At 60.4% G+C, this 24,759-nt stretch carries 23 protein-coding genes and 2 pseudogenes; 13 read left to right on the top strand and 12 right to left on the bottom strand.

Annotated features, from left to right (window positions below):
• The first annotated feature begins 107 nt into the window (after nucleotides 1–107).
• The 3 genes from WHX55_RS14765 (at nucleotide 108) to WHX55_RS14755 (ending at nucleotide 3,023) form a co-directional block, all read left to right on the top strand.
• Entirely contained in the window at nucleotides 108–1,208 is a 1,101-nt protein-coding gene (locus WHX55_RS14765) for an alkene reductase (RefSeq protein WP_151213469.1), read from the top strand.
• Nucleotides 1,205–1,642, top strand: coding sequence for an ester cyclase (locus WHX55_RS14760; protein WP_257605503.1), 438 nt, complete (start codon nucleotides 1,205–1,207; stop codon nucleotides 1,640–1,642). Before WHX55_RS14765 ends, WHX55_RS14760 begins: the two co-directional genes overlap by 4 nt.
• Before the next feature lie 208 nt (nucleotides 1,643–1,850).
• On the top strand, nucleotides 1,851–3,023 hold the full coding sequence (locus WHX55_RS14755; protein WP_353743052.1) for a heparan-alpha-glucosaminide N-acetyltransferase domain-containing protein: 1,173 nt from the start codon (nucleotides 1,851–1,853) through the stop codon (nucleotides 3,021–3,023).
• A gap of 211 nt (nucleotides 3,024–3,234) precedes the next feature.
• Here the strand turns inward: WHX55_RS14755 and WHX55_RS14750 are convergent, their stop codons facing one another.
• The 7 genes from WHX55_RS14750 to WHX55_RS14720 form a co-directional block, all read right to left on the bottom strand.
• Entirely contained in the window at nucleotides 3,235–4,632 is a 1,398-nt protein-coding gene (locus WHX55_RS14750) for an LLM class flavin-dependent oxidoreductase (RefSeq protein WP_150758559.1), read from the bottom strand.
• A gap of 35 nt (nucleotides 4,633–4,667) precedes the next feature.
• Complete coding sequence (locus WHX55_RS14745; RefSeq protein ID WP_353742972.1) at nucleotides 4,668–5,513, bottom strand: amino acid ABC transporter permease; 846 nt, start codon at nucleotides 5,511–5,513, stop codon at nucleotides 4,668–4,670.
• Nucleotides 5,510–6,331, bottom strand: a complete 822-nt coding sequence (locus tag WHX55_RS14740; RefSeq protein WP_150755351.1) for an ABC transporter substrate-binding protein — start codon at nucleotides 6,329–6,331, stop codon at nucleotides 5,510–5,512. The genes WHX55_RS14745 and WHX55_RS14740 overlap by 4 nt, the downstream gene beginning before the upstream one ends.
• Before the next feature lie 190 nt (nucleotides 6,332–6,521).
• A complete protein-coding gene (locus WHX55_RS14735; RefSeq protein WP_353742971.1) occupies nucleotides 6,522–7,484 on the bottom strand; it encodes a DHH family phosphoesterase in 963 nt (320 codons plus the stop codon).
• Between the two features lie 14 nt (nucleotides 7,485–7,498).
• Nucleotides 7,499–8,287 carry an SDR family oxidoreductase gene (locus WHX55_RS14730; RefSeq protein ID WP_353742970.1) on the bottom strand — a complete coding sequence of 263 codons (789 nt, stop codon included), beginning with the start codon at nucleotides 8,285–8,287 and terminating at the stop codon, nucleotides 7,499–7,501.
• Nucleotides 8,288–8,341: 54 nt separating this feature from the next.
• Nucleotides 8,342–9,511 (bottom strand): sulfotransferase, encoded by a 1,170-nt coding sequence (locus tag WHX55_RS14725; RefSeq protein WP_353742969.1) that lies wholly within the window; start codon nucleotides 9,509–9,511, stop codon nucleotides 8,342–8,344.
• Nucleotides 9,508–10,623, bottom strand: coding sequence for a DUF1214 domain-containing protein (locus WHX55_RS14720; protein WP_223446899.1), 1,116 nt, complete (start codon nucleotides 10,621–10,623; stop codon nucleotides 9,508–9,510). Before WHX55_RS14720 ends, WHX55_RS14725 begins: the two co-directional genes overlap by 4 nt.
• Nucleotides 10,624–10,833: 210 nt before the next feature.
• On the opposite strand from WHX55_RS14720, the gene WHX55_RS14715 reads away from it, so the two are divergent.
• The 7 genes from WHX55_RS14715 to WHX55_RS14685 all read left to right on the top strand — a co-directional run bounded on the left by WHX55_RS14715 (nucleotide 10,834) and on the right by WHX55_RS14685 (nucleotide 18,682).
• Nucleotides 10,834–11,304, top strand: coding sequence for an SRPBCC domain-containing protein (locus tag WHX55_RS14715; protein ID WP_353742968.1), 471 nt, complete (start codon nucleotides 10,834–10,836; stop codon nucleotides 11,302–11,304).
• Nucleotides 11,305–11,416: 112 nt separating this feature from the next.
• Entirely contained in the window at nucleotides 11,417–12,313 is an 897-nt protein-coding gene (gene cysD / locus WHX55_RS14710) for a sulfate adenylyltransferase subunit CysD (RefSeq protein ID WP_150723865.1), read from the top strand.
• Nucleotides 12,313–14,205, top strand: coding sequence for a sulfate adenylyltransferase subunit CysN (gene cysN / locus WHX55_RS14705; RefSeq protein WP_353742967.1), 1,893 nt, complete (start codon nucleotides 12,313–12,315; stop codon nucleotides 14,203–14,205). Before cysD ends, cysN begins: the two co-directional genes overlap by 1 nt.
• 398 nt (nucleotides 14,206–14,603) lie before the next feature.
• A complete protein-coding gene (locus WHX55_RS14700) occupies nucleotides 14,604–15,776 on the top strand; it encodes a helix-turn-helix transcriptional regulator (protein WP_353742966.1) in 1,173 nt (390 codons plus the stop codon).
• 246 nt (nucleotides 15,777–16,022) lie between these two features.
• On the top strand, nucleotides 16,023–16,478 hold the full coding sequence (locus tag WHX55_RS14695; RefSeq protein ID WP_353742965.1) for a glycine zipper 2TM domain-containing protein: 456 nt from the start codon (nucleotides 16,023–16,025) through the stop codon (nucleotides 16,476–16,478).
• Nucleotides 16,479–16,679: 201 nt separating this feature from the next.
• A complete protein-coding gene (locus WHX55_RS14690) occupies nucleotides 16,680–17,495 on the top strand; it encodes an AraC family transcriptional regulator (RefSeq protein ID WP_353742964.1) in 816 nt (271 codons plus the stop codon).
• Between the two features lie 110 nt (nucleotides 17,496–17,605).
• Nucleotides 17,606–18,682: a low specificity L-threonine aldolase gene (locus tag WHX55_RS14685; RefSeq protein WP_224789644.1), complete on the top strand. Its 1,077-nt coding sequence runs from the start codon at nucleotides 17,606–17,608 to the stop codon at nucleotides 18,680–18,682.
• Nucleotides 18,683–18,749: 67 nt separating this feature from the next.
• Here the strand turns inward: WHX55_RS14685 and WHX55_RS14680 are convergent, their stop codons facing one another.
• From WHX55_RS14680 to WHX55_RS14665, 4 genes and pseudogenes are all read right to left on the bottom strand, one after another.
• The gene (locus WHX55_RS14680; protein WP_353742963.1) at nucleotides 18,750–19,007 is read right to left on the bottom strand and encodes an Atu4866 domain-containing protein; all 258 of its coding nucleotides are present in this window, start codon (nucleotides 19,005–19,007) and stop codon (nucleotides 18,750–18,752) included.
• A 15-nt stretch (nucleotides 19,008–19,022) separates the two neighbouring features.
• Nucleotides 19,023–19,744 (bottom strand): annotated as a pseudogene (locus WHX55_RS14675) (SDR family oxidoreductase).
• Nucleotides 19,745–19,886: 142 nt separating this feature from the next.
• Nucleotides 19,887–20,810: an NADP-dependent oxidoreductase gene (locus WHX55_RS14670; RefSeq protein ID WP_353742962.1), complete on the bottom strand. Its 924-nt coding sequence runs from the start codon at nucleotides 20,808–20,810 to the stop codon at nucleotides 19,887–19,889.
• Nucleotides 20,811–20,885: 75 nt separating this feature from the next.
• Nucleotides 20,886–21,326 carry a DoxX family protein gene (locus WHX55_RS14665; RefSeq protein WP_151213460.1) on the bottom strand — a complete coding sequence of 147 codons (441 nt, stop codon included), beginning with the start codon at nucleotides 21,324–21,326 and terminating at the stop codon, nucleotides 20,886–20,888.
• A 195-nt stretch (nucleotides 21,327–21,521) separates the two neighbouring features.
• Here WHX55_RS14665 and WHX55_RS14660 point away from each other — a divergent pair, with 195 nt between their 5' ends.
• From WHX55_RS14660 to WHX55_RS14650, 3 genes and pseudogenes are all read left to right on the top strand, one after another.
• Nucleotides 21,522–22,439, top strand: coding sequence for a LysR family transcriptional regulator (locus WHX55_RS14660; RefSeq protein WP_353742961.1), 918 nt, complete (start codon nucleotides 21,522–21,524; stop codon nucleotides 22,437–22,439).
• 52 nt (nucleotides 22,440–22,491) lie between these two features.
• A complete protein-coding gene (locus tag WHX55_RS14655; RefSeq protein WP_150755348.1) occupies nucleotides 22,492–22,950 on the top strand; it encodes a metallophosphoesterase family protein in 459 nt (152 codons plus the stop codon).
• A gap of 26 nt (nucleotides 22,951–22,976) precedes the next feature.
• Nucleotides 22,977–23,846 (top strand): annotated as a pseudogene (locus WHX55_RS14650) (MFS transporter); the annotation flags it as partial.
• Nucleotides 23,847–23,948: 102 nt separating this feature from the next.
• On the opposite strand, the gene WHX55_RS14645 reads toward WHX55_RS14650, so the two are convergent.
• The gene (locus WHX55_RS14645) at nucleotides 23,949–24,527 is read right to left on the bottom strand and encodes a DUF4157 domain-containing protein (RefSeq protein WP_150724310.1); all 579 of its coding nucleotides are present in this window, start codon (nucleotides 24,525–24,527) and stop codon (nucleotides 23,949–23,951) included.
• Between the last annotated feature and the right edge of the window lie 232 nt (nucleotides 24,528–24,759).

Raw genomic sequence — 24,759 nt, 5'->3', positions numbered from 1 at the left:
TGGGATTACGGAAAAAACATCCGAAATGTTCGGCATCGCGGGATATTTTTCTCCGCGAATTTTACGCCTACATTGCGCCCATCCCACCACTGACAGGTATCGTTGTCATGTCCAAACTGCATACGAACATCCAGATAGGCCCATACCGGATTTCCCATCGCGTCGTTCTGGCGCCACTTACCCGTATGCGTGCCGAGCCGGGCGCCATCCCTGGCCAGTTGATGGCCGAGTACTACGCCCAGCGTACCACCGCCGGTGGCCTGCTGATCGGCGAGGCGACTATCGCCGCAGCCAATGGTAATGGCTACCTCGGTGCTCCCGGTTTGTATGACGACAGCCAGATCGCCGGCTGGAAGCTCGTGACCGACGCCGTTCATGCCAAGGGCGGGAAAATCTTTTTGCAGCTCTATCATGCGGGGCGCCAGTCCAATAGCCTCCTGCAGCCAGGCGGCGCCCAACCGGTGGCCCCTTCCGTCGTAGACCACGGCGGCCTCGCCTTCACCGAAACCGGCTGGACCCCCGGCTCCCCGGCGCGCGAACTGACCATCGCGGAAATCCGCGGGCTGGTGGAAAGCTTCCGCGCCGCAGCCGAACGCGGTATCGCAGCCGGATTCGACGGTGTGGAGTTGCACTCAGCCAACGGCTACCTGTTTGATCAGTTCCTCCAGGACGGCAGCAACAAACGTACGGATATCTACGGTGGCTCGTTCGAGAACCGCAGCCGGTTCCTGCTCGAAGCAGTAGAAGCGGTGATCTCCGTCTGGGGCAGCAATCGGGTGGCGGTACGCCTGGGGCCGAGCGGCAATTTCGGTGATATGTCCGACAGCGATCCCATTGGCCTGTTCACCTATATCGCGCGCGAACTGAACAAGCTGGACCTCGCCTATCTGCACCTGATCGAACCGCGCATCCTGGGTGTCGCCGAAGACGAGCGCCGTGACCAGAGTCCGGTGGCGTCCCAACTCATCCGCCAGCACTACAAGGGCACCCTTATCGCGGCGGGCGGCTTCTCCGGTGAATCGGCCAACGCGATCCTCGAGGCCGGCGATGCAGACCTGGTCGCGTTCGGCCGCCACTTCATCGCCAACCCTGACTTGCCGGAGCGCCTGCGCAATGGCTGGCCACTGAACCCGTACGACCGCGAGTCGTTCTTCGGTGGCACGGAAGTGGGTTACACGGACTATCCTTTCCATACTGAAGTTGCGTGAAAACCTGTTCCACTGGTAACTGGGGTCATAGTGCCCCAGCTACTGCCCCTTCAAAAAAAAACACTCACCCATGCACCGATTGCGCCAGCTTACTGCCCTGTTTCACCGTAGCTTCTGCCAGCGGACTCAAGGCGCTAACCCATGAAGGATCTTTTCTCCTACAGGCTTTTCACAAGGGTGACGCGACCAATCGCAAGGATCTGGCTGCGGCCGAACGCTTCTGGTCGCCCTCCTATATTCAGCACAGTGCCCATGTACCCCCGGGTCGCGAGGGTCTGTTCGAGCTGGTCGCCGCAGGAGCACCCGATTTGCGTTACGAATGCCAACTGGCAGTCGCTGAAGACGACTTCGTCATGTTTGTGATTCAGGACGAGGCGACGCGCGAAGGTTCCGCCGGCGGGTACCCGATGTTTGGGGATCAGTTCCCAGGCTGATGCTCCATTAAACAGTTCAAAGAGTTCAGGCCGAACTCAGGCGACGCTCGATTGCGGGACGCATTCCTTGAGTTGAAGGCGTCTCGGTAGACAGCTATCAACGCAATCAGGCGGTCGTTCTTGGTGGGCGTGTTATGTTATACCTTATACAAATATATACTGTCAGTCGCCACTGGCAGAGCCATCCACTCCTTGCTTGCGACATTCGATGACAACTTCTACTCATATCCCACCCATCACACGCTTGAACCAACGCCTGCTGTCCATTGATGCCCTGAGGGGACTGGTAATCCTCCTGATGCTGCTGGATCACGTGCGCGAGACGTTCTTTTTGCACCGTCAGGTAACAGACCCGATGGACATCGGCTCCACTGAGCCGGCGCTATTTTTCAGCCGCACACTTGCCCATTTGTGTGCGCCGATTTTCATACTGCTCACTGGACTTTCCGCTTACCTGTATGGCCAAAAGCACCAGGGCAAGGGCGATGTGTCAGCCTTTTTATTCAAGCGCGGTCTGTTCCTGGTACTGCTGGAGTTCACCCTGGTGAATTTCGCCTGGACCTTTCAGTTCCCGCCTACGGCGATCTACATGCAAGTGATCTGGGCCATTGGCATCTGCATGATTGCCCTGGCCGGACTGGTCTGGTTACCCAGGTCCATGCTGTGCTGCCTGGGTCTGGTGATCGTGGCCGGGCACAACCTGCTGGATAATGTGCACTTCGCGACAGGCTCGCCCATGCATATACCTTGGGCGATTCTGCATGATCGCGGCTGGATCGACTTCTCCGACAGCTTGCGTCTGCGCACCTCGTATCCTGTACTGCCGTGGATCGGTGTGATCGCCCTTGGATACAGTATCGGCCCCTGGTTTGCTGGCCAGGTTTTGGCCGCGGAGCGTCAACGTAATCTGCTGCTGGCAGGGGCCGGGACATTGATCGGATTTGTCGCACTGCGAACCGTCAATGGTTATGGCGAGGCGCATTGGGTCGCCCATGAAGGCCTCACGCAAACCCTCATGAGCTTCTTCAACATTACAAAATACCCACCCTCCCTGCTGTTCCTTTCGCTGACCTTGGGCATGGGCCTGTTACTGCTTCGTGCCCTGGAACGGGTTCAACAACGCAAGTGGGTCAATGCATTGGCAGTCTTTGGTGCGGCGCCGATGTTCTTCTACTTGCTCCACCTTTACTTACTCAAGACGCTGTATCTGGTCAGCGTGGCGTTGTTCGGATTGAACCAGGGAATTTTTTTCGGTTTCGACGGCATTTGGGCTGTGTGGCTGACGGCGGTGCTCTTGGCTTTATCCCTGTATTTACCCGTGCGCTGGTTCGCGGCATTGAAGTCACGCCGTCGCGATATCGGATGGCTCAAATACTTCTGATCAGGACATTTGCCCACAAAAGGGGCCTCTGGAGAGAATGCCCGTCAGTTAAGTGTTTGAACACCGCAAACCTTGTGGGAGCGAGCTTGCTCGCGATGACAGTCGCACATTCAAAATCAATGTATCTGACAGTCCGCCATCGCGAGCAAGCTCGCTCCCACAGTGTCCCGGGCTTAACTGACTGGCATTAGCCTCTGGAGAGCCCCTTTTTTTAGACTGCCCCGTCCTGAAAACCTTTATCAAAGCGGAATGAAGCGCCGTAGGCCGAATCTGGTAAATGGTTAGCGCCATCGTCCCGTAACCGCGAACGGAAAGTACCGCTCTGTGGCTGGGTGCGATACAAACCACGTTTTTGCAGTTCAGGAATGACCAGTTCAACGAAGTCCTCAAGGCTGCCCGGGCTGATCAGCGGGTTGAGCATGTAGCCGCTGGTGCCGGAAATACGGGCGTGCTCTTCGATCCGGTCGGCCACTTGTTGCGGTGTTCCCACCAGAATCAGATCACTGCCCCGGGTGACGTTGGCAAAGCGCTGTTTGACATCGCCGGCGGTCAAGGGCTTGCCACTGCCATCGGGACGCATCACGTAGGAGGTCATTCCTTCGGTGTGAGTGGACAACGCGTCGCTGTCCGCGTAGCGGCTGATGTCGATACCGGTATCACCGGCATAGCTAACCAGTTGCGCCTGCAAGTGATAGTTGCTTTGCAGCTCGTCATATTTGCGTTGAGCTTCGATCTCGGTCCTGGCCGTGACGATGCGCAGTACCGTCAGTGATTTAACATCTTCAGCGTGACGCCCCCATGCCCTGGCCTGCGTCCATATATCTTCCAGTCCCTGGCGAATCTCCAGTGGGTTGGACTTGGCGATGAAAATCAGTTCGGCGTGCTTGGCCGCAAACTCGCGACCACGGCCTGACCAACCGGCCTGGATCAGCAAGGGTGTGCGTTGCGGTGACGGGGACGTCAAATGCGGCCCGGCCACCCGGTAGTGCTCGCCAACATGATTGATCGGTCGCACGCGATCGCCCTTGGCATAGACCTGGCGAGACTTGTCGGCCACCACGGCATCGTTTGCCCAGCTGCCTTCCCAGAGTTTGTAAACCACATCGAGAAACTCCTCTGCGCGTTCATAGCGATCATCGTGCTTGATCATCTGCTCCAGGCCGAAGTTGCGGGCGGCACTGGTCAGGTAGGAGGTGACGATGTTCCAGCCGACCCGGCCATTGGTCAGGTGGTCCAGCGTGCTGAAGCGCCGGGCATGGGTGAAAGGATGCTCGTAACTGGTGGTCACAGTGACGCCGAAGGCGAGGTTTTCCGTCACGGCGGCCAATGCCGGGATGATCATCAACGGATCGTTGGCCGGTGCTTCCACCGCCCACTTCATGGCCGCGTCGGCATTACCGCCAAACACATCGTAGAAACCCAGCACATCACCAAAAAACAGCATGTCGAGATGAGCCTGGTCGGCGATGCGTGCCAGGTTCGACCAGTAGCCCAGCGAGTTGATGGTCAGTCGCTCGTCAGCCGGGTGCGTCCAGAGGCTCGGCGCGCCGCCACAGCCAACACTGGCTTGCTCGTATAACGCAAACAACAGAGGTTTTGGATCGGACATCGTAGTACCTGTAAAAAGTCATTAAACGGAGCGGGTCAGCGCTGATGCTTGAAACCTTTGCCGTAGTGGCGTTCAAGACGGTTCTGTATCAACTCCAATCCAATGGACAGGAGCCAATAGATAACGGCTGCGGTGGTGAGCATTTCGATGTAGCGGTAGGACGAGCGACCGTACGACTGCGCCAGGAACATCACTTCCCAAACGCCCATCACCGATATCAACGAGGAGTCCTTGAGCATTGAAATGAACTGACTGGTTGTCGGGGGAATGATCGTGCGCATGGCTTGCGGCAAGACGACATGCAGGAACGTTGCCGCCGGCCTCAGACCCAGGGCCATCGCCGCTTCGCGCTGCCCGGGTGCTACAGCCATGATACCGGCACGAAAAATCTCGCTGAGGTAGGCACCATAGTTGAGCGAGAGCGCAATGATCCCCGCACTGATGGCGCCAGGAACAACACCCAACTGCGGCAGACCCAGGTAGATCAGCAGGATCTGGATCAGCAGCGGAGTACCTCGAAAAAAGGACGCATAGAAACTGGCAATGCCGAAAGCCACTGCACTGCGAGACAGGCGCGCCAGTGCCGTCACGAAGCCAAGGAGCAACGAAAGCCAGATCGAGCAGAAGCACAAGAACAGCGTCAGCGCGGCGCCTTGCAAGAAACCGTCAGGCCCCAAATGCAGGCCGACCAGGTTGGGCAGCTTCTGCAGAATGATTGAGAACTTCAGATCGAAGCTCATGAAAAACATGACGCACAGGCCGAACAGCACGGTCCAGGTCAAATACAGGCGAGAGCGAAAACCCAGTAGCGGGCTGAAACGACGCGTCTCGGCTTCGGGGGCGACAGCCGTCTTGGCCGGGTGTGGATTGAGGGCTGTCATTGGCTGATATCGGCACCGATCCACTTCTGTGAAATCTTGCTTAATGTGCCGTCGGCCTTGAGTTGGGTGACGACCTCAGTGACTTTGGCGTTCCATTGCGGATCGCCCTTTTCAATCGCGACCACGTTGGGCTCTGCATACAGCGTGTCGCCGGCAATTTTGAAGCGAGGATCCTGGGCGATGCGTTCGCGAGCGGTGATGAGGTTGGTGACCATGGCATCCAGACGCACGCCTGTGCCCAAGGCCAGATCCTGGAAGGCTACCGTTTCGTTGTCGTATGGCGCGACCTGGACGCTTTCGAATGGATAGCTCAACGGCTTGTCCTCGGCGCCCTCGATCACCAGATCCTTGTTCAGATAGGCTTCATAGGTCGACGCACTGATCACACCGACTTTTTTACCTGACAGATCCTTGCCCGTGACAATGTCCTGGTCTTTGGCATTCACCACGATCACGGCAGGTGACTGGTAATACTCCACCGGGAAGTCGAACACTTCGGCGCGTGCCTTGCTCGGGGTCATCGAGCAGACGCAGATGTCATATCGTCCGTTCCAGTGTCCGGCAGCGATGACATCCCAGGACGGTGTTTGCAGCTTCAGCTTCACCCCTAGCCGTTGCGCAACAGCCTTGGCGACATCGACGTCAAACCCGTCCAGTTGGTTCTGTTCATTGAGAAAGGAGAATGGCGGATAGCTTTCCATCAGAACGCCGGTCAGCTCCCCGCTCCTGGTTACGCGATCCAGAGTGGCGCCCGCGAAAGCCGTCGAGCAGGTAGCCAGTAATGCCAAGCCAAAAGGTAAAAGCGCCTTAGTGTTCACAGACAAGTGCTCCAATCGATTCAAAATACTGAATAGATTAAAACGCACTATAAAAATACTTTGTACTTCCTTTATGGAATATAAGACTGCATTCAAGCTATATTGGATCGAGCGGTCCAGGCGCTTGCAGCGCTGACTCCTGGTGACAAGCAACACCCCCGACCGATCCGTTCGGGGCGTTGCTCTTGGCTCAGCGATAGCAATCGAGCAGGCGTGCGGCGACTTCCTTCAACTGCGTGTCGGCCAGACGGTTGATCCCGGCAGCACGCTTGCGCCCGCCCCCCGTGGGAAACTGCCGGCAGAAGGCATCCGCCGCCAGCCCGGCCTCCTCCGGTACCCGCAGGCTGAACGCCCAGTCACCGTCCGCCCTGGCGCTGAGCAAGCCGATCGCCTTGCGCGGAGAACCGGCCGCCAGCTGGTTGGCCAGCACGCCGCTGACCCGCCGCGCCCAGGGTTGCGCGGGCAGGCGGTACAGCCGCGCGCCCCGGCCCTCGTGCCAGGGTTCAAGGCCTGCAGCAGCGGCCATGTCGGCGGCGTGGCCCATGCGCAGGGTGGTGAAGCTTGTGCTGTGGCGGATGAAGTCCAGCGGGTCGTAGTAAGGCAGCAGCTCGGCGGCCAGCGCCAGCGGCTCGAAGTGCAAGTCCGACAGGCTGTCACCATAGGCGTTGTAGTTGAGCAGCAGGCCCAGCTCCTCCAGGGCCTGCACCTCATCGTTGGCCAGGCCATGCTGCGTCGCCAGCGCCCGTGCCGGGCCGGTCAGGCCGTCACCAAAGGCGGCGGCCACCGCCCAGCGGTGATGACGCCCGTCCAGGTAGGTGTTGACCAGCAGGCTCGTGCACACCTGGGCGCCAGTGTCGATGAAGGACTCGAATGCCGGGTGCCGCGGCAGTTCGCCGGCAAAGTGGTGGTCGAAGTAGCGTACCCGGGCGCCGCCGTCGAGCAGGCGCCGGGTGGCCTCGCGGTTCTGCTCGTGGGCCACGTCCAGCACCGTGACCCGCTCGCCGGGCCCGGCGTGGACCCGGCACAACAGCTCGATGTCGCGCTTGACCCCGCTGACCAGACGCACCTGCGAATCCAGTTCGCCCGCCAGGCGCAACTGCTGCAGGGCACAGAGGCCGTCTGCATCGCCATTGAAGGCACAGTGATCAATCATTTTTATCTCCACTGTCAGTGCATCACTTCGCCGCCGTTGGCATCGAGTTGCGCGCCATTGATCGCACTGGCGTAGTCCGAAGCCAGAAACAACGCAGCGCGGGCGCACTCCTCGTCGCTGCGCATGCGCCCACCGGGGATGCCGACACTGAACTCGGAGCGCACCTGTTCTTCGCTGACACCCCGGGCAGCAGCCGTCTGGCGTACCAGGGCCTGCACCGGCTCGCCCCACATCCAGCCACAGGCCAGAGCGTTGACCCGCAAACCGTGGGCCGCCTGCTCGCTGGCCAGGTAGCGCACGCTGGCCGCCAGGGCGCTTTTCGACGCGGCATAGGCCGCCCCACCCTGATACGGCTTGCGCACACCCAGGGTGTTGATCATGACGATCGCCCCCGCGCCCTGCGCGCGCATGGGTGCCAGCACCGCGCGGCTCATGTTCAGCGAGCCCAGCAGGTTGACCTCCAGCGCCTCGCGCAGCGGGTCGTTGTTCGCCTCGTCCACCGCCTGGAAACCGCCATGGGAAAAGGCGCTGTTGATCAGCGCATCGATTCGGCCGAATTGCTCGAGGGTGGCTTCGGCGAAACGCTTGCAGGCCTGCATATCGGTGATGTCGGTGGCCACGCACAGCACTTGGCAATGCCCGGCAACCGCCTTGATGCGCTGTTGCGCCTCAAGCAGGCGGCCCATGTCGCGGGCGCCGATGGCCACGGCCCGCGCCCCTTCGCGCGCGGCCTCCAGGGCCAGTTTGATACCCAGCCCGGGGCCGATGCCCGAGACCATCACGACTTTATCTTTCAATAGCATGAGTGAATCCTTTTATTGTTATGGGCGACTTGCAGCGTCTGACCAGCACAGGTTTCAGGCTGGAATATGCCGGGTTCGATACTCCGCATAATCACGTTGCAACATGTCCTCGCTGAGGCCGAACTGGCCGGGGTTGTAGTGATGTACAGCTCGTTTTTCACGGCCGTTTTCCGCCAGCCAGCGTCCCATGGCGATCTCGACCTGCGGTGTCTGCTCGAGGCCGGCAAAACGATAGATACGCTCGACTACGGCTTGCGGTGCGGCCAGCGTGTCCTCGAAATGCACATCGAGGAAGCGTTCGGAAGGCATGCGTTCGCGGACCGCCATGGTGTGGCGCAGAGCACGTGCCATACGCCGGTTCCACTGTTCGCCAACGGCCTCGGCATCGGCCTCGTCGCTGTAGAGCATCCAGAGGGTATGGATAAAACTGGCCAGGGAGGGAATGGTCTTGGCCGGTTCACGATGAGTGAGGATCACCTGCGCTTTCGGGAAAACCTCGAACAGCAGTTCCAGGGTATGCAAGTGCTGAGGACTCTTGAGCAACCAGCGACGGCCAGGCTCGATGCCACGACGTGCTTGCTGCCATTGCAGGAATTGCAGGGTTCGCTTGAGATACTGATAAACCTGGGTCTGGTCCTGGCGATCAAGCCACGAGGTATAGCTCGGCACGTTGACATAGGAGTCCATGGCGCACAGGAACGAGTGCTCCATGAGCATGAATTCTTCATCGGGCTGCTCTGCATCGAGGGGGTGAATGGCGAGTAACTGCGGGAGGAACTCAATCATCCCCGCCACTTCGTCACGTGCCCGGGCAATGCGCAGCAGCGGCTGTTCCAGGGTTTCACCCGGCAATGGCGCAGGGTAACGGGTCTCCCACCACTGCGCCTTGCTGAACTGTGGGTCCACCGCCAGGGTGCGTTGCAGCAGCGTGGTGCCGGTGCGTGGTAGGCCGACGATCACCAGTGGGTCGTTGATTTCCAGTTCGAGGATTTGTGGGTAACGCCGACAGTGATCCTCGATGATCAGACGGTTGACCAGTTGCGCCAGCAGCTTCTCACGCAAGAGTCCGCGCCCCGACGGTGATAGCCGCGCTTCTTTCTCCAGGGCGTCAGCCAGCACCACCAGGCCCTGGCGAAAATCGCCCGGGCCGAAATCGTCGAGGCCGCCCGCACGTGCGCAGGCTTCAGCCAGCAAGGCATCCAGGGCGAAGTCATTGGCACTCATCGCACAAGCTCCTTCAGATCATTGAGTTTGACCACGCGTGTCGTTGGCTGCACCGGCTGCTTTGCTCCCACCCATCGCAGGCAGAGGGTGCCATGCGGATGGCTGGCAGTTTCCAGCCAGTTCGCCAGACCGGGGTCAACGGCGCAGAGGATCATGCGCAAGCGGCCATCCGCCTCCAGCTGCGCCGACTGTTTGTTCAGGCAGATGCGGTGATAGCGGTAGTCGAGCGACTCCATCCAGTAGTTGTTGATCTGCACATTCCAGAAATCGCAGTCGGGTACCTGATCGACCTCGATCAGCAATGCCTCGTCATCCGCCAGCGCCCAGTAAGAGTGGTAATAGAAAATGTTCGGGTCGCCTCCCACCGACTGGCACAGTGCCTGGTCGGCGGCGGGCAGTTGATTGGTGTGCTTCTGGTAACCCTGAGCCCAGTCGGCGAATAACCGCGCGGTGTTCTCGACGAAACTGCCCACCCGCTGCAGGCTTTGTTGCAAGCGCGGCGCATCCAGCGGTTCGGGTGTCTGGCGGGCATTCAGACGTTCAATGCGCAGTTGCGCCGGCTGCTCGCTGCTACGGTCCAGAAAGGTTTGGCGGACAATCAGGGCATTGCTCTGCGGTTCAAGCCGCAGCCAGTTACCGATGCCAGGCGGGTGCTGGCTGAGGATGATTTCGAAGTTGCCCTCGGCATCCGACTGCAACATCCCCGCATCGAGAAAGCCGGTCTGGATCATCTTGCCATCTGTCTCATAGCCCCCCTTCTGGGAGCCGAAACTGAGGTAGGCAACACTGCCGCGCTGGCCGCTGACCCGATACTCGTGCGCGCCGTTGAGGCGCGCATAGCTATACAAATTATCGGGGTTGTCAGCGCCAATTTTCGCCGTTTCATGGGAGGGGGTGATGAAGCCCGGGAAGTCCGGATCAGCAAATTCCAGGTGCATTTCCAGCGCAATGCGCAGCAACCGCGTGAGATAGCGAAAACCTTCGGCGCGGGTCTGCACATCGGCCGGAGCCTCGGCGCGCAATATTTGCTCGCCGCTACGTCGCAGTTGCTCGCAGAAGAGGTTCCAGCTTTCGCCGCTGAGTACCTCCTGATCGATCCTGTCTGTAACCATGTCGGTCTCCTCTGTTGGCGGAAAGTCCGCCGCTGCCAGTGACCTTAGGGAGGACCCGCTTGCCGATTCTTCGTCCAAGCGGACTAAATCGCCGGTTAGTCCGCACGGACGAGGAGCCGTCCACCGTGAGCGGCGAGGATCGCGCCTGAGCCCTTGGCTTACTCCCCACCGCAGTTTCGTGGCGCGGAGTCATCCTCAGAGGAGTTACCCATGACCGCAGAGAAAAACCTGGTCCGTTCAGTGACCGTGGACATCGCCGCACCGGCCGAATTTGTCTGGTCGGTACTGATCGACCTGGTGCGTTATCCGCAGTGGAACCCCTACACCGTCAAGATCGAGTCCAGCTTGCGATTGGGCGAACCGGTCAATCTGTTTCTGCCCAATCCGGGGCGGCCAGGTGAATTGCTGCACGTGATCGAGTACCTGGCGGACTTCGAACCCCACCGGCTGCTCGCCTGGGAGATGTATGCCAACGCCGACAATCCCGACGCTGCCCGTCGCGAGCAGCACATCGAGCACACCGGCGCGGCCCGTTGCCGCTACCACACCACCGACCAGTTCCTCGGCGCCACCGCCGACCAGGTCATGACCGATCATGGCGCCTGGGTCAAACAAGGGTTCGATGCCGTTGCCCACGCCCTGAAGATCCGTGCCGAGACGCTGTACGCGTCCGTCGCGTGACCTTCAACTGCCGGCGCCTCTTCGTCCGAGCAGACGAAGAAGCGCCGGCGGTGCTTTACCTACCGTGGTGTTCAGCCGGCGCCAATCCCGGCAGAACACGAGGAGGTATCCGATGTTGACTCATCTGCAATGGCTGGAAGCGGAAAGCATCCAGATCATCCGCGAAGTGGTGGCCGAGTGTGAAAACCCGGTGATGCTCTACTCCATCGGCAAGGACAGCGCGGTCATGCTGCACCTGGCGATGAAAGCCTTCGCCCCGGGCAAGCCGCCCTTCCCCCTGCTGCACGTGGACACCACCTGGAAGTTTCGCGAAATGATCGCCTTTCGCGACCAGACCGCCGAACGCCTGGGCCTGGAGCTGCTGGTGCACATCAACCCCGAAGGCGTGGAAAAGGCCATCGACCCCTTCATCCACGGCTCGGCCTTGCACACCGATGTGTGGAAGACCCAGGGCCTTAAGCAGGCCCTGGACCACTACGGTTTCGATGCCGCATTCGGCGGCGCCCGGCGCGACGAAGAAAAGTCGCGGGCCAAGGAGCGGGTGTTTTCGCTGCGCTCCGAGCAGCACCGCTGGGACCCCAAGCAGCAGCGCCCGGAGCTCTGGCGCCTGTACAACACCCGCAAGCGCAAGGGTGAAAGCCTGCGGGTGTTCCCGCTGTCGAACTGGACCGAGCTGGATATCTGGCAATACATCTACCTGGAACAGATCCCCATCGTGCCCTTGTACTTCGCCAAGGAGCGCCCGGTGGTGCGCCGTGACGGCACGCTGATCATGGTCGATGACGAGCGCTTGCCGTTGCGGCCCGGAGAAACCCCGGAACTGCGCAAGGTGCGCTTCCGCACCCTGGGCTGCTACCCGCTGACCGGCGCCATCGACAGTGACGCCGACAATCTGCCGGCGATCATCAGCGAGATGCTGGTCAGCCGCACCTCGGAACGCCAGGGCCGCCTGATCGACAGCGACTCGGCGGGCTCCATGGAGAAGAAGAAACAAGAGGGGTATTTCTGATGAACGCGATCACCGATGCACGCAATGACGACCTGACGCCCTACCTGCAACAACAGCAGAACAAGCAACTGCTGCGCTTCATCACCTGTGGCAGTGTCGACGACGGCAAGAGCACCTTGATCGGCCGCCTGCTGTATGAGTCCAAGGCGCTGTTCGAGGACCAGCTTGGCCAGCTCGAAGCCGACTCGAAAAGACTCGGCACCCAGGGTGACGAACTGGATTTCGCCCTGCTGGTCGACGGCCTGAGCGCCGAGCGCGAGCAAGGCATCACCATCGATGTGGCCTACCGTTTTTTTGCCACTGACAAGCGCAAGTTCATTGTCGCCGACACCCCCGGCCACGAACAGTACACCCGCAACATGGTCACTGGCGCCTCGACCGCGGACCTCGCGGTGATCCTCATCGATGCTCGCCAGGGCCTGTTGACGCAGACCCGTCGGCACAGTTACCTGGTGTCGCTGCTGGGCATTCGCAAGGTCGTTGTCGCCATCAACAAGCTGGACCTGGTGGGCTTTTCACAAGCGGTGTTCGAACGCATTGAAACCGAGTATCGCGCGTTCGCCACGCAGATCGGCCTGCATGACATTCAGTGCATCCCGCTCTCTGCGCTACGTGGCGACAACATGCTCGAAGCCAGTGCGAACACCCTCTGGTATCAGGGGCCGACCCTGCTCCAGCATCTGGAGAACGTCCCTCTGGAGCAGGCTCGACAAGTCGAGGCAGCGTTCCGCCTGCCCGTACAGTGGGTAAACCGTCCCAATCTGGATTTTCGTGGCTACTGCGGCAACGTTGTCGCAGGCAGCGTCAACGTGGGTGACCGCATTCGGGTGCTGCCATCAGGGCAACAGAGTGAGGTCACCGCGATCTTCGGTAGTGCCGGGGAACAGCAACAAGCCCTGTGCAACCAGGCTGTCACCCTCGTTCTCAAGGATGACATCGATATCAGCCGTGGCGACTTGATTGCTCTGGCCGACGCACCACCGGCAGTGGCCGACCAGTTCGAGGCGACTCTGGTGTGGATGGACGATGAGCCGATGTTGCCCGGGCGTCCTTACTTGATGAAGATCGGTTGTCGGACCATCGGCATGAGTTGCGCCAACCTCAAGCACCGGGTCGATGTGAATAGCCTGGAGCACCTGGCGGCCAAGACCCTGGAACTGAATGGCATTGGCGTATGCAACCTGCATCTGGACCGTCCGATCGCCTTCGATGCCTATGCCGACAACCGCGATACCGGGGGTTTTATCGTCATCGACCGTTTAAGCAATCGCACGGTCGGTGCCGGCATGCTGCACTTCGCCTTGCGCCGTGCGCAGAACGTGCACTGGCAGGCCATCGACGTCAATCGCGAGGCCCACGCCGCGCTCAAGGGCCAGTCGCCGCGGGTGCTGTGGTTTACCGGTTTGTCCGGCGCGGGCAAATCGACCATCGCCAACCTGGTCGAGCGCAAGCTGCATGCCCTGGGCCGGCACACCTATCTGCTCGACGGCGACAACGTGCGCCACGGCCTGAACCGCGACCTGGGCTTTACCGAAGCCGACCGGGTGGAAAACATCCGCCGGGTCTCGGAGGTGGCCAGGCTGATGCTCGATGCCGGGCTGATCACCCTGGTCTCGTTCATCTCGCCGTTCCGTGCCGAGCGTGACATGGCCCGCAGCCTGGCCGGCGACGGCAACTTCCTCGAGATCTTCATCGATGCGCCGCTGGCCCTGGCCGAGCAGCGCGACCCCAAGGGCCTGTACCTCAAAGCCCGGCGCGGTGAGCTGAAGAACTTCACCGGCATCGACTCGCCCTACGAGCCGCCGGTGGCGCCGGACATCCATATCGACACCCAGCACGAGTCTGCCGAGGCCGCCGCCGAACGCATCGTCCAGGCCCTGCTGGGGCTGTAACGGCTACCGGGCGCAGCCTTGCCCCTTGGGTATGCGCTGCGCCCGTCAGTGCCTAGGGGGCGTTCTCAATTAGTTTCCCTACCGCGCCGGGTCTGCTGTTGTGCAGGGCAAGGCGCGAGAAGCGCAGTTTGGTCATTCCAAATCAGCTTCGAGCAACACAGCCCTGCACAACAGCAGGCCCGGCCCTTCGGGTTGTGCCTTAAAGCTGGCCATGCTGCGTTGCAGGCCTTGGAAAGGGAACAACCATTCCCGGCGGCCTACGCCTTGCCTGGCCAGCTTTAAGGCGACAACGCGGTAGGGAAACTAATTGAGAACGCCCCCTAGGCCAAACGGACGATTTTGCCGTCGTGACCCCGGTCGATACTCGCCCATGACAACACGCAGCCAAAGAGGCGCGCATGACCCTGCCCTTTTCCACCTGCCCGGACCTGCACGCCAGCATCGACATCCCCTCTGCCGAGCTCAGCAGCCTGCTCGGGCTGGTCTACCACGGCACGCTGGAGCCCACGCCCTGGGCCAGCTTGCTGGAAGCGCTTCGCCAGCGCTTCGCCGCTAGTTTCTTCACCCTGGTGCTGCGCAATCCCGACCATGAACGCCCCGGGCTGATCGTCAATGCCTCGGTGCATGGCACGCTGTTGCCCGGCGAGCCCTCCTACAGCGAGCATTTCTATTCGATCTGCCCGTTCCTCGACTGGCCCGCAGACCAAGTGGCCAGTGCCGACCAGGTGCTGGGCACAGAGGCGTGGCTGGCCCATGATTTCTACCGCAACTACCTGCAGCCACTGGACCTGCGCGATGTGCTGGTGGCCAACATGCGCACCACCGCCGGCATGCACTGCGCGCTGTTCGCCTGCCGCGACCACGCCAGCGAAGCGTTCACCCCGGCGCAGATCAACCTGATCCGCCTGTTGTTGCCGCACCTGCAACAGGCAGTGGACCTGCACTCAGCGGTGGACCAACTGGATGCCGAACGCCAGCTCTACGCGGCCACCATCGACCGCCTGATGGTGGGCACGGCCATCCTCGACGAGAACGGTCGGATGATGCGCTGCAACCGCGCCGCCCAGCGCCTGTTCGACAGCCATGACGGCCTGGAATGCAGGCACGACAAGCTCAGTGCCTTCGCCGGCCATGAGAACCGCACACTGCAGCAGGCCATCCAGGCGGTGCTGAAACAGCGCCCGCGCGGCCTCGACGACCTGCAAGTCCTGACCTTGTCGCGGCCCAGCGGCGAGATGCCACTGAACCTGCTGCTGCGCCCGATTGCCATGAACTACCAGACCCACAACAGCACCCGACGCCCGGCAGTGGTGGTGTTCATCCGCGATCCCGCCGACTCGCCCCAAGCCTCGCGCGACCTGCTGCGTAGCCTGTTCCAACTGACCCGCACGGAAACCGAAGTGGCCATGCTGGTCATGAACGGCCAGACCCTCGATGAGACGGCCGAAGCGCTCGGGGTTTCGCGCAACACCGTGCGCGCCCACTTGCGCGGTGTGTTCGCCAAGACTGGCGCCACGCGCCAGGCGCAACTGGTCAAGACCTTGCTTAATAGCGTGGCGTCTTTGGGCTAGCCGTCTGCCCCTGATGCCCATGACTGCACCTGGTCGGCCCAGAGGGATGAACCCGAACTCCAGAGAATCCTGTTTACTGAAACGCTGTGTCAACAGCGCGTGAAGCCCGCTTATCCGCGCCTGGCGTTCTGATTCACCCACCTCAAGCGCTGTGCGCAGCCAAACAAGCGCATGCACCGGACTTTTTCGTCTAACGTGAATGGATGCGTTTGCATGATCCACTTCCTCTGAAAATGGAGTTCGACGATGAACACAATCGCTTCCTGGCTGACGATTACGCTTTTGGGTCTGGTGCTTGGCGGCTGTGCCGCGGTGGGCGCCGGGAGCGGAGGCGCTGGCGAGATGGAAATTCGCTCGGGGAAGATCGAGCAAATTACACAGACCCAGATGCAGACCAATCACGATAGCGGTGTCGGCGCCATAATGGGGGGTATTGGCGGTCTGGCCCTGGGAAGCCTGATCGGCCAGGGTACCGGCCGGGATGTGGCCATGGTCGCCGGTGCCCTCGCGGGTGCGGCAGGCGGCAACTACGTCGAAAAGAAAAAATATGATCAGCCCGTGGACGCACAGCAGATCATCGTTCGCACCCAGAGCGGCGTACTGGTTCAAGTGACCCAGCCGATCAACCCGGTGCTGAGAAAAGGCATGAACGTTTATGTCGAGGGTGCGGGCAACGAAGCGCGGGTGGTGCCACAAAGCTAGGGGCGGCTACCGGACGTTGCGCAGCGGACAAGTGAGCCGTCGTCACTTGCTGCGCAACATCCTCATGGCGAGCGAGTTCGGTTGCCACTCAATGACTCATGCACGACCTCAGGCCAATTGCTGGAAACCCATGGATCTATAGCGCTTGCGGACCTAAACTTTGGGTGCCTCGCCCTCCTCGCCGATTGTTGAACGGGTTTCATGACTGAGCATGCCAAGTACCATCACGTGTCCGAAGTACCAGGCTTGGTGCTGGGGTCCGCACGCTTTGTAGACAGCGGTTTCGATCGCCATTACCACCTCGATTTCCACGTTGGTTTGGTCACCGAGGGCATCCAGCGTCATCGATCCAAAGGCGAGTCGTTTCTTTTAGGTCCGGGACGGATTGCCCTGATGCCGCCGGGTGAAATCCACGATGGTGTGCCCGAGGGCGGCGACGCTTATACGCTCAAGACATTCCGTCTGTCCCAGGCGCTGGTCGCGAGCCTGACCGAGGAGATCAGCGGTCAATCGAGAGAGCTTGAGTTGACCGGTGTGTTGCTGGAAGACGCGGGGCTTGCCGGCAACCTGCGCGGGTTGCACGACGCGATGCAGCAGGCCGTTGGGCCAGGCAGCCTGGCGCTGCAGACGCAATGGATCACCCTCCTTGAACACCTGTTGAGCCAGTCACGGGCGACCAGGCCCGAAACGATTACCGGCACGCTATCGCCCCTGCAATGGTCTCGTGTCAGGGACTATTGTTTCAGCCACATCGATCAGCGAATCACCCTCGATGATCTCGCTGGCCTGTGCGGGCTGGGCCGCTTCCCGTTCCTCAAGCAGTTCAAGCGGACCATTGGCATGACGCCGCACGCATGGCTGCTTCGCCTGCGTCTCGAACGGGCCTGTGGCCTGCTATCACGCAGCGGACAACCGATCGTCGAGGTCGCCCACGCCGTCGGCTTTTACGATCAAAGCCATTTCAATCGCGCCTTTCGACAGGCATTCGGCGTCGCGCCATCGCGCTACAGGACTTAGGCCGTCGACTACCAGGCAACCGTCAATTTTTTACAAGCGCAACAACCTTCCCTCTCCATAGGATGCGCCAATCCGGGCGAAACACCTTCGCCTGCGCAGCCGAGAACTGGATGATGAACGGTGAAACAAACAGACCGCCCGCTCTGGGTTTTTCAAGTGACAACATCGCCGGTGCATCGCCGGAGGTGGCACAAGCCCTGGTCAAACACAGCACGGGGCAGGCGAGTCCCTATGGCACCGACGAGTTGACGGTGCAGGTCCAGCGCAAGTTCTGCGAGATCTTCGAGCGTGACGTGGAGGTTTTTCTCGTGCCCACCGGCACCGCCGCCAACGCCCTGTGCCTGAGCGCGATGACGCCACCCTGGGGCAATATCTACTGTCATCCGGCCAGTCATATCAACAACGATGAATGCGGCGCGCCGGAGTTCTTTTCCAACGGCGCGAAGCTGATGACCGTCGACGGCCCCGCGGCCAAGCTGGATATCGTTCGTCTGCGCGAGCGGACTCGCGACAAAGTCGGCGACGTGCACACGACCCAGCCCGCCTGCGTCAGCATCACCCAGGCCACTGAAGTCGGCAGCATCTACACCCTGGATGAAATCGCAGCCATTGGCGACGTCTGCAAGTCCTCTTCCCTGGGATTGCATATGGATGGATCGCGCTTTGCCAACGCCCTGGTGTCGCTTGGATGCTCACCGGCCGAGATGACGTGGAAGGCCGGCGTGGATGCCCTGTCGTTCGGAGCCACCAAGAACGGCGTGCTGGCGGCGGAAGCCATCGTCCTGTTCAACACCTCGCTCGCCACCGAGATGAGTTACCGGCGCAAGCGCGCAGGTCATCTGTTTTCCAAGATGCGTTTCCTTTCGGCGCAGATCGATGCGTACCTGACCGACGATCTCTGGCTGCGCAACGCACGCAAAGCCAACGCTGCCGCCCAGCGTCTGGCCCAGGGACTTGAAGGCTTGAGCGGCGTTGACGTGCTCGGGGGCACCGAGGCGAACATCCTGTTCTGTCGGCTGGACTCGGCAATAATCGAAGCGCTGCTAAAGGCCGGCTTCGGGTTCTACCATGATCGCTGGGGACCGAATGTCGTTCGCTTCGTCACCTCGTTCGCCACCACTGCCGAGGATGTCGATCACCTGTTGAGCCAGGTGAGGCGAGCTGTAGATCGGGTACAAGAACGATAGTCGATGGCGGGTGGCGGCTGTGCTCACTCTGGTTCCAATGAGCAGCCGCCACTACAATGCTCGGCTTCTACATCTCGCGAAAAAGAATCATGCCAGCGTGATACAGGATCCCGTCGCGAAACTCCCCATCAGCCGTGAAGCCGGTGTCATCCACGTACTCGATGTGGTCACCTTCCAGCCAATACTGCCCCTGGTAGGCACTCGCCTTCCGGCCCCGGGCTTCATCGTATCGACCACCCGGTAAAAGCTCATGCCGAATGAGCCCGTCAGCCGTGACCCACATACCGATGTACTTGTCTTGTTCAGCAGATTTTTTAACCGTCATGTTCAAACCCTCGATTCAGAACGGACTGGCCGTTGGGCGGACAATCAGTTCACTGACGTCCACATCGGCAGGCTGTTCGATGGCGTAAGCGATAGCGCGCGCGACGGCCATTGCAGGGATGGCGATCTTGCGGAACTCACGCATCTCGGCCCGCCCGCCTTCATCGGAAATGCTCTCGGCCAATTCAGACTCGGTCACGCCGGGCGAAATCACCGTGACACGAATGTCCCCGCCGACCTCCTGACGCAATCCTTCCGAGATGGCGCGCACCGCAAACTTGGTCGCGCAGTAGACCGACGCCGTGGGGCTGACGGTGTAGGCGCCAATCGACGCGATATTGATGAACTGGCCTGATTGCTGTTTTTGCATCAGCGGCAAACCGGCCGCGATACCATGCAAGACACCGCGAATATTGACGTCAATCATCTGATCCCATTCGGCGACTTTCAGTGCCTCGAGTTTCGACAGCGGCATCACCCCGGCGTTATTGACGATCACATCGACCCGGCCATACAGGTCCGAAGCAAAATCGACAAACCCTTGTACATCGGCTCGACGGGTGACATCCAATGCATGGAAGTGAGCACTTCCACCGCTGGCGTTGATCTCGGCGCAGAGTATTTCGAGGCGCTCCGTACGGCGTGCGCGCCCTTGCTGGCTAGAAGGCGCGCTGTCGCCTCGCCTATACCGCTGCTCGCGCCCGTGATCAGAACGACTTTTTTCGAGATGTTCGACATGACTTTAATCCCTCACTTGAGTGCCTGGTGACGCGAGAACGGTGTCTCGCTGCCAGTCCAGAGTAGGGATAACGCCGGTCGGCCAGTTAGTCAGATCCTTCTGACAACTTGCCTGATCCTGTCGGGGATGACTGGCGACAACTTACTTCGTTGGATCGAGGACAAGTCTGCCCCGTAAGTGACGGCCCATGCTTTTGCCGATCGCCACTTTCGCCTCACTCAGGGGGTATGCCTCAACGTCGACCGTGAGGTGTCCCTTGTCGAACAGCTCGGCGATGAGCGAGAGCTGCCGGCCATCCGAACGGGTGGCAAAATTCGCGGGTGTCACGCCGTAGTCGTTGGCCAGCGACATGTTGGGAGCGCTTACCGGCGACACCAGCACACCGTTTCTTTTCAGTACTGCAAACGAACGGGTTTGTGTTTCGCCACCCACCAGATCCAGTACCACGTCGAGGCCGGACACCAGTTCATCGAAGGCCTGAGTCGTGTAGTCGATGGTGTAATCCGCTCCGATTTCCTTCAGGTAGGCATGATGGTGTGCCGAGGCCGTTGCGTAGACTTCAGCGCCCAGGTACTTGGCTATCTGCACGGCCATGCTGCCCACGCCACCGGCCGCGGCATGGATCAACACCTTCTGGCGACGTTGCACGCCAGCGTGCTCGGTCAGCGCCTGCCAGGCCGTCAGGGCTGTTGCGGGGACCGCGCCGGCCTGCACGATGCTGAGGGATGTTGGTTTCATCGCCAGTTTGGAAACCTGGGCAACCGCTTTGGTTGCATAACCGCCGACGATGTTGATGAAGCCGAACACTTCATCACCGATGTTGAACTCAGTGACGCCCTCCCCCAACGCGACGACAGTGCCGGCCACTTCGACGCCCGGGGTAAAAGGCAGCGGCAAAGGGATGAACGCCTTCATGGCGCCGGACAGGATCTTCCAGTCAATCGGGTTCACGCCTGCCCCGGCCACATCGATCAGCACTTCACCAACACCGGCGACTGGGTCTGCGATCTCTTCCAGACGTAAAACTTCAGGACTGCCGTATTCGTACACACGTAGGGCTTTCATGGAGGTCTCGACTATTCATAAAAAGGGAGAACGCATTGCGCTGCGAGGGAGCGGGCCCTGCGCAGCGCGGGGGTATCAACGACGGCGGGCGTCGAGGCTGAAGCGACCGGCACCGAAGGCCACGACCTGCAACAGGCCACCGGCCATCGCGATGTTCTTGAAGAAGTGGATGAACTGGTTCTGATCGCCCAGTGCGTTATGGAACGCCAGCGCGGTGAACACGCCGAACACGGCCAGTACGGCGGCAACGGTGCGGGTGCGGTAACCGGCGATCAATGCCAGGCCGCCGCCGATCTCTACAATGATTGCCACCGCCAGTGCCAATTGTGGAAGAGGAAGCCCGACAGAGCTGATGTAGCCGACCATCATGGCCGGAGCGGCGAGTTTCGAAAAACCGGAAAGGATGAAGATTGCGCTGAGCAGTACGCGGCCGATCAACGCGGCCGAGGCTTGGGTCACGTCGGAACGGCTCTGTTCAGAGGTGGTTGTTTGAGCGATGTTTGCGGAAGTCGTCATGAGGTATTTCCTTCAATTGGGTGCGATTCGACAGGAACCGCCCTGGTGAGGAAATGTTGCTCTTCGTCAGCTAACCTGAATAGCTGACTAATTTAGATCATTAGATTCGATAAATTAGAAAAGCAAACCTGCATAACCGGTAAAGGAGTTCAATCGTGCAATTTGCCAAGCGACGTCTGATTCAAGGAAACAGGCATGATCTCTGACCCGGGAACACCGACTCTGGACCAACTGCGGGTGTTCCTGACGGTCGTGGAAGTCGGCAGTTTTGCAGCCGCCGCCAGAAAACTTCATCGCGCCACTTCGGTTGTCAGCTACTCGATCGCCAATCTTGAAATGCAGCTTGGTGTGTCGCTGTTCGACCGCCAGACGACCCGCAAACCCCAACTCACCGATGCCGGCCGCACCGTACTGGCCGAAGCCAGGACCATTGCCAACGGTGTTCATGGCTTACGCGCCAAGGTCAAAGGCCTGCTTCAGGGGCTCGAAGCCGAAGTTCATGTGGTGCTCGATGTCATGCTGCCCCCCGAGCGCGTGGTGGATGCACTCAAATCCTTTCGCGAAGAGTTCCCGACCGTTGCCCTGCACTTGCATATGGAAGCCCTCGGTGCGGTCACTGAACGGGTGATCAACCGCGGCGCAATCATCGGCGTCAGTGGCCCCATGAACGAGGGCATCGACGGTATCGAAAGAATGGGGGTCGGCTGTGTCGAGTTGATTCCAGTGGCGGCCCCGAATCATCCTCTGACCTCAAGCGACTCGAATGTTCCGGGCGCCGGGCGCGAGTTCACTCAACTGGTGCTGTCCGATCGCTCGGTCCTGACCAAAGACAAGGATTTCGCCGTACTCAGTAACCGCACCTGGCGGCTGGCGGACCTGGGCGCCAAACACATGCTGCTGCGTGAAGGCATCGGTTGGGGGAACATGCCAGCCCCGATGGTCCAGGAAGACCTGGAGAGCGGCCGACTCGTGCAACTGAACATTCCGGAATACAAAAGCGGCATTTACGCCTTCGACGTCATTTACCGTACGGATCTGCCACCGGGGCCGGCTGCGAGGTGGTTGATCGACCGCTTCGTTCAACAAAGCTCAGCGCAGGAGACATCCGTTTGAACGCGTTACTTGCCGATTTTCTGGAACCTGAATGCCGCTCGAGCCGCCCGCGATGAAAATCGGCATCATCTCCGACACCCACGGTTTGCTCCGCCCTGAAGCGATTGCCGCCCTGCAAGGCTGTGATCGCATCCTTCACGCGGGCGACATCGGTAGCGCGCAGATCCTCGACCAATTGGCCGCAATCGCGCCGGTGGATGCAGTGCGTGGCAACAATGACCTGGACGCGCCCTGGGCGCGGGAGTTACCCGATTGCCTGCGCCTGGATATCAACGGCTGGACGGTTTTGCTGGTGCATGACATCGCCGATGTGGCGGCCAATCTTGATAGCCGTATCAAGCTGGTGATCACCGGGCACTCGCACAAACCGTGCATCGACTGGCGTGGAGAACGGCTGTTCCTGAATCCCGGTAGTGCCGGACGTCGACGCTTCAAGCTGCCTGTCACGCTGGCGTTGCTCGACGTGCACACTCAGTCAATCGAACCACGGCTGGTGTCACTGCTCGACTGATTCGCCTTCAACCGATCGATTCACGACTCGTCGCAGTGATGGTTCAAGTGCTGGTGGCCTACACCGCCGCGCTGGCAACGCCGTCACAACGTGGCCAGGCCGTGGGAACCGTAACCAGCGGCATTGTCCTGGGCATACTTCTGGCGCGGTTTACCTCTGGGCTGATCGCAGATCTGGCGGGCTGGCGCGCCGTGTACTTCGTTTCCTCGGGATTGATGCTGACCCTCGCGGCGGTGTTCTGGAAAGTGCTTCCTCCCGCAGTGTCTCCACGCAATCGATACACCTACCCGGCACTCATCCGGTCACTCTTCACGCTGTTCATGACCGAACCGGTCTTGCGGATCAGGGGCCTGCTGGCCTTACTGATCTTTGCCGCTTTTTCCGTGTTCTGGACATCCATGGTGCTGCCGTTGAGCGCTCCTGCGCTGTCGCTTTCACACACGGCCATCGGTATGTTTGGCCTGGCCGGCGTCGCCGGTGCCCTTGCCGCAAGAAGATCCGGTTGCTGGGCCGACCAGGGTTTGGGACAACGCGTAACCGGCGTTTCGCTGGTGATCCTGACGCTGTCCTGGCTGCCCATCGCGTTTGCGCAGACATCACTGATCGCGCTGGTTTGCGGAGTGATCTTGCTCGACTTCGCCGTACAAGCCGTACACGTCACCAACCAGAGCCTGGTTTTTGCGGCACGCCCCGACGCCCAAAGTCGCATGGTCGGCGCCTACATGTGCTTTTACTCGGTGGGCAGTGCACTGGGAGCCGCAGCCGCGACGCAGGTTTATGCACTATGGGGCTGGATTGCAGTCAGCCTGCTGGGCGCCTTGATCAGTGCGACTGCCCTGGTGCTGTGGTTTCTCACGTTGCATTTCTCAACGATCCATCAAGGAAGATCCGTATGAAAACCCGGCACTTCTTGCTCGCCATTTCGATTACGGCCATATGGACAGCGCGTCCTGCGTGCAGGGGTCGTACATGAAAATGAAGGGGAAGTACTCCGCCCTTCAGTAAGTCCCTGCCCGCAGCGAGCGCCTGACCTCAGCCTGTATGGCATAAGCCGGCGCCTCCACGGCATTGAAATCCTGTGTATACCGTTGGGCAAATCCCAGCACCCCCCACTCCTGATACTGCTGCACATGTTTGAGTTCGTGAGCCCAGAGCGCAATGTCCTGTTCTGCGGATTGCGCGTCCCGGAACAGGATGATGTCGATCAGCGTCACGGCACCGACATCGGGGTTTTGCAGCATGGCGGTGGCGGCGTTGAATTGGCCGTTGTCGCTGATTTTGTAGCGCGCGGTATCGAGGACGCTGGGGGCGTACCAGTGCAGTAGCTGCTCGCGGATGTGCGGTGGAATGGGTTGGATGCCGGCGTTGGCTGCTTCAGCACGAGCTTGGGTCAGCCACAGCGCCAGCCCAGGCGCCGCGATCTGGTAGATGTCATCAGGCACCACGTCTGGCAGGCAGATGCAGTCGTCCAGGCACACTTGTTTCTCGCCAGCCGGGCAGCCGTTGGTCTGGGCTGGCACTTCAAGCGTCAGGCAAAGAATCAGCAGCGCTAGCAGGCGCGTGATGATGGGTGACATTGGACTCTCCAGGTAGCGGACAGTGGTGAACCCCTGGCGATCGAGCAGTGAACTCGCCAATAGCGCCTCCAACCCCATTGGCTTGGCGAAATGATAACCCTTGGCCTGCCCTGCCACCATTTCGCGCAGCAGGTCAAGCGCCAGCAGGATCCGTTCGGCAATTTCGATCATCACGTCCAGCGGCGCCTCGGGAGCCAACACCGAAAGCTCGTCGCCCCCCAAGCGCGCCTGG

This window comes from Pseudomonas fluorescens (assembly GCF_040448305.1).
GTDB classification, from domain to species: domain Bacteria; phylum Pseudomonadota; class Gammaproteobacteria; order Pseudomonadales; family Pseudomonadaceae; genus Aquipseudomonas; species Aquipseudomonas fluorescens_BH.
This window is presented reverse-complemented; position numbering and strand designations above follow the sequence as displayed.

Bases quoted from the DNA above. Each gene is read 5' to 3' on its own strand.
- WHX55_RS14685 (WP_224789644.1), top strand. From the start codon at position 17,606: ATGATGAACGGTGAAACAAACAGACCGCCCGCTCTGGGTTTTTCAAGT.
- WHX55_RS14765 (WP_151213469.1), top strand. From the start codon at position 108: ATGTCCAAACTGCATACGAACATCCAGATAGGCCCATACCGGATTTCC.
- WHX55_RS14645 (WP_150724310.1), bottom strand. From the start codon at position 24,527: ATGTCACCCATCATCACGCGCCTGCTAGCGCTGCTGATTCTTTGCCTG.
- WHX55_RS14715 (WP_353742968.1), top strand. From the start codon at position 10,834: ATGACCGCAGAGAAAAACCTGGTCCGTTCAGTGACCGTGGACATCGCC.
- WHX55_RS14750 (WP_150758559.1), bottom strand. From the start codon at position 4,632: ATGTCCGATCCAAAACCTCTGTTGTTTGCGTTATACGAGCAAGCCAGT.
- WHX55_RS14725 (WP_353742969.1), bottom strand. From the start codon at position 9,511: ATGAGTGCCAATGACTTCGCCCTGGATGCCTTGCTGGCTGAAGCCTGC.
- WHX55_RS14695 (WP_353742965.1), top strand. From the start codon at position 16,023: ATGAACACAATCGCTTCCTGGCTGACGATTACGCTTTTGGGTCTGGTG.
- WHX55_RS14755 (WP_353743052.1), top strand. From the start codon at position 1,851: ATGACAACTTCTACTCATATCCCACCCATCACACGCTTGAACCAACGC.
- WHX55_RS14700 (WP_353742966.1), top strand. From the start codon at position 14,604: ATGACCCTGCCCTTTTCCACCTGCCCGGACCTGCACGCCAGCATCGAC.
- WHX55_RS14745 (WP_353742972.1), bottom strand. From the start codon at position 5,513: ATGACAGCCCTCAATCCACACCCGGCCAAGACGGCTGTCGCCCCCGAA.
- WHX55_RS14735 (WP_353742971.1), bottom strand. From the start codon at position 7,484: ATGATTGATCACTGTGCCTTCAATGGCGATGCAGACGGCCTCTGTGCC.
- WHX55_RS14665 (WP_151213460.1), bottom strand. From the start codon at position 21,326: ATGACGACTTCCGCAAACATCGCTCAAACAACCACCTCTGAACAGAGC.
- cysD (WP_150723865.1), top strand. From the start codon at position 11,417: ATGTTGACTCATCTGCAATGGCTGGAAGCGGAAAGCATCCAGATCATC.
- WHX55_RS14655 (WP_150755348.1), top strand. From the start codon at position 22,492: ATGAAAATCGGCATCATCTCCGACACCCACGGTTTGCTCCGCCCTGAA.
- WHX55_RS14720 (WP_223446899.1), bottom strand. From the start codon at position 10,623: ATGGTTACAGACAGGATCGATCAGGAGGTACTCAGCGGCGAAAGCTGG.
- WHX55_RS14670 (WP_353742962.1), bottom strand. From the start codon at position 20,810: ATGAAAGCCCTACGTGTGTACGAATACGGCAGTCCTGAAGTTTTACGT.
- cysN (WP_353742967.1), top strand. From the start codon at position 12,313: ATGAACGCGATCACCGATGCACGCAATGACGACCTGACGCCCTACCTG.
- WHX55_RS14680 (WP_353742963.1), bottom strand. From the start codon at position 19,007: ATGACGGTTAAAAAATCTGCTGAACAAGACAAGTACATCGGTATGTGG.
- WHX55_RS14730 (WP_353742970.1), bottom strand. From the start codon at position 8,287: ATGCTATTGAAAGATAAAGTCGTGATGGTCTCGGGCATCGGCCCCGGG.
- WHX55_RS14660 (WP_353742961.1), top strand. From the start codon at position 21,522: ATGATCTCTGACCCGGGAACACCGACTCTGGACCAACTGCGGGTGTTC.
- WHX55_RS14690 (WP_353742964.1), top strand. From the start codon at position 16,680: ATGACTGAGCATGCCAAGTACCATCACGTGTCCGAAGTACCAGGCTTG.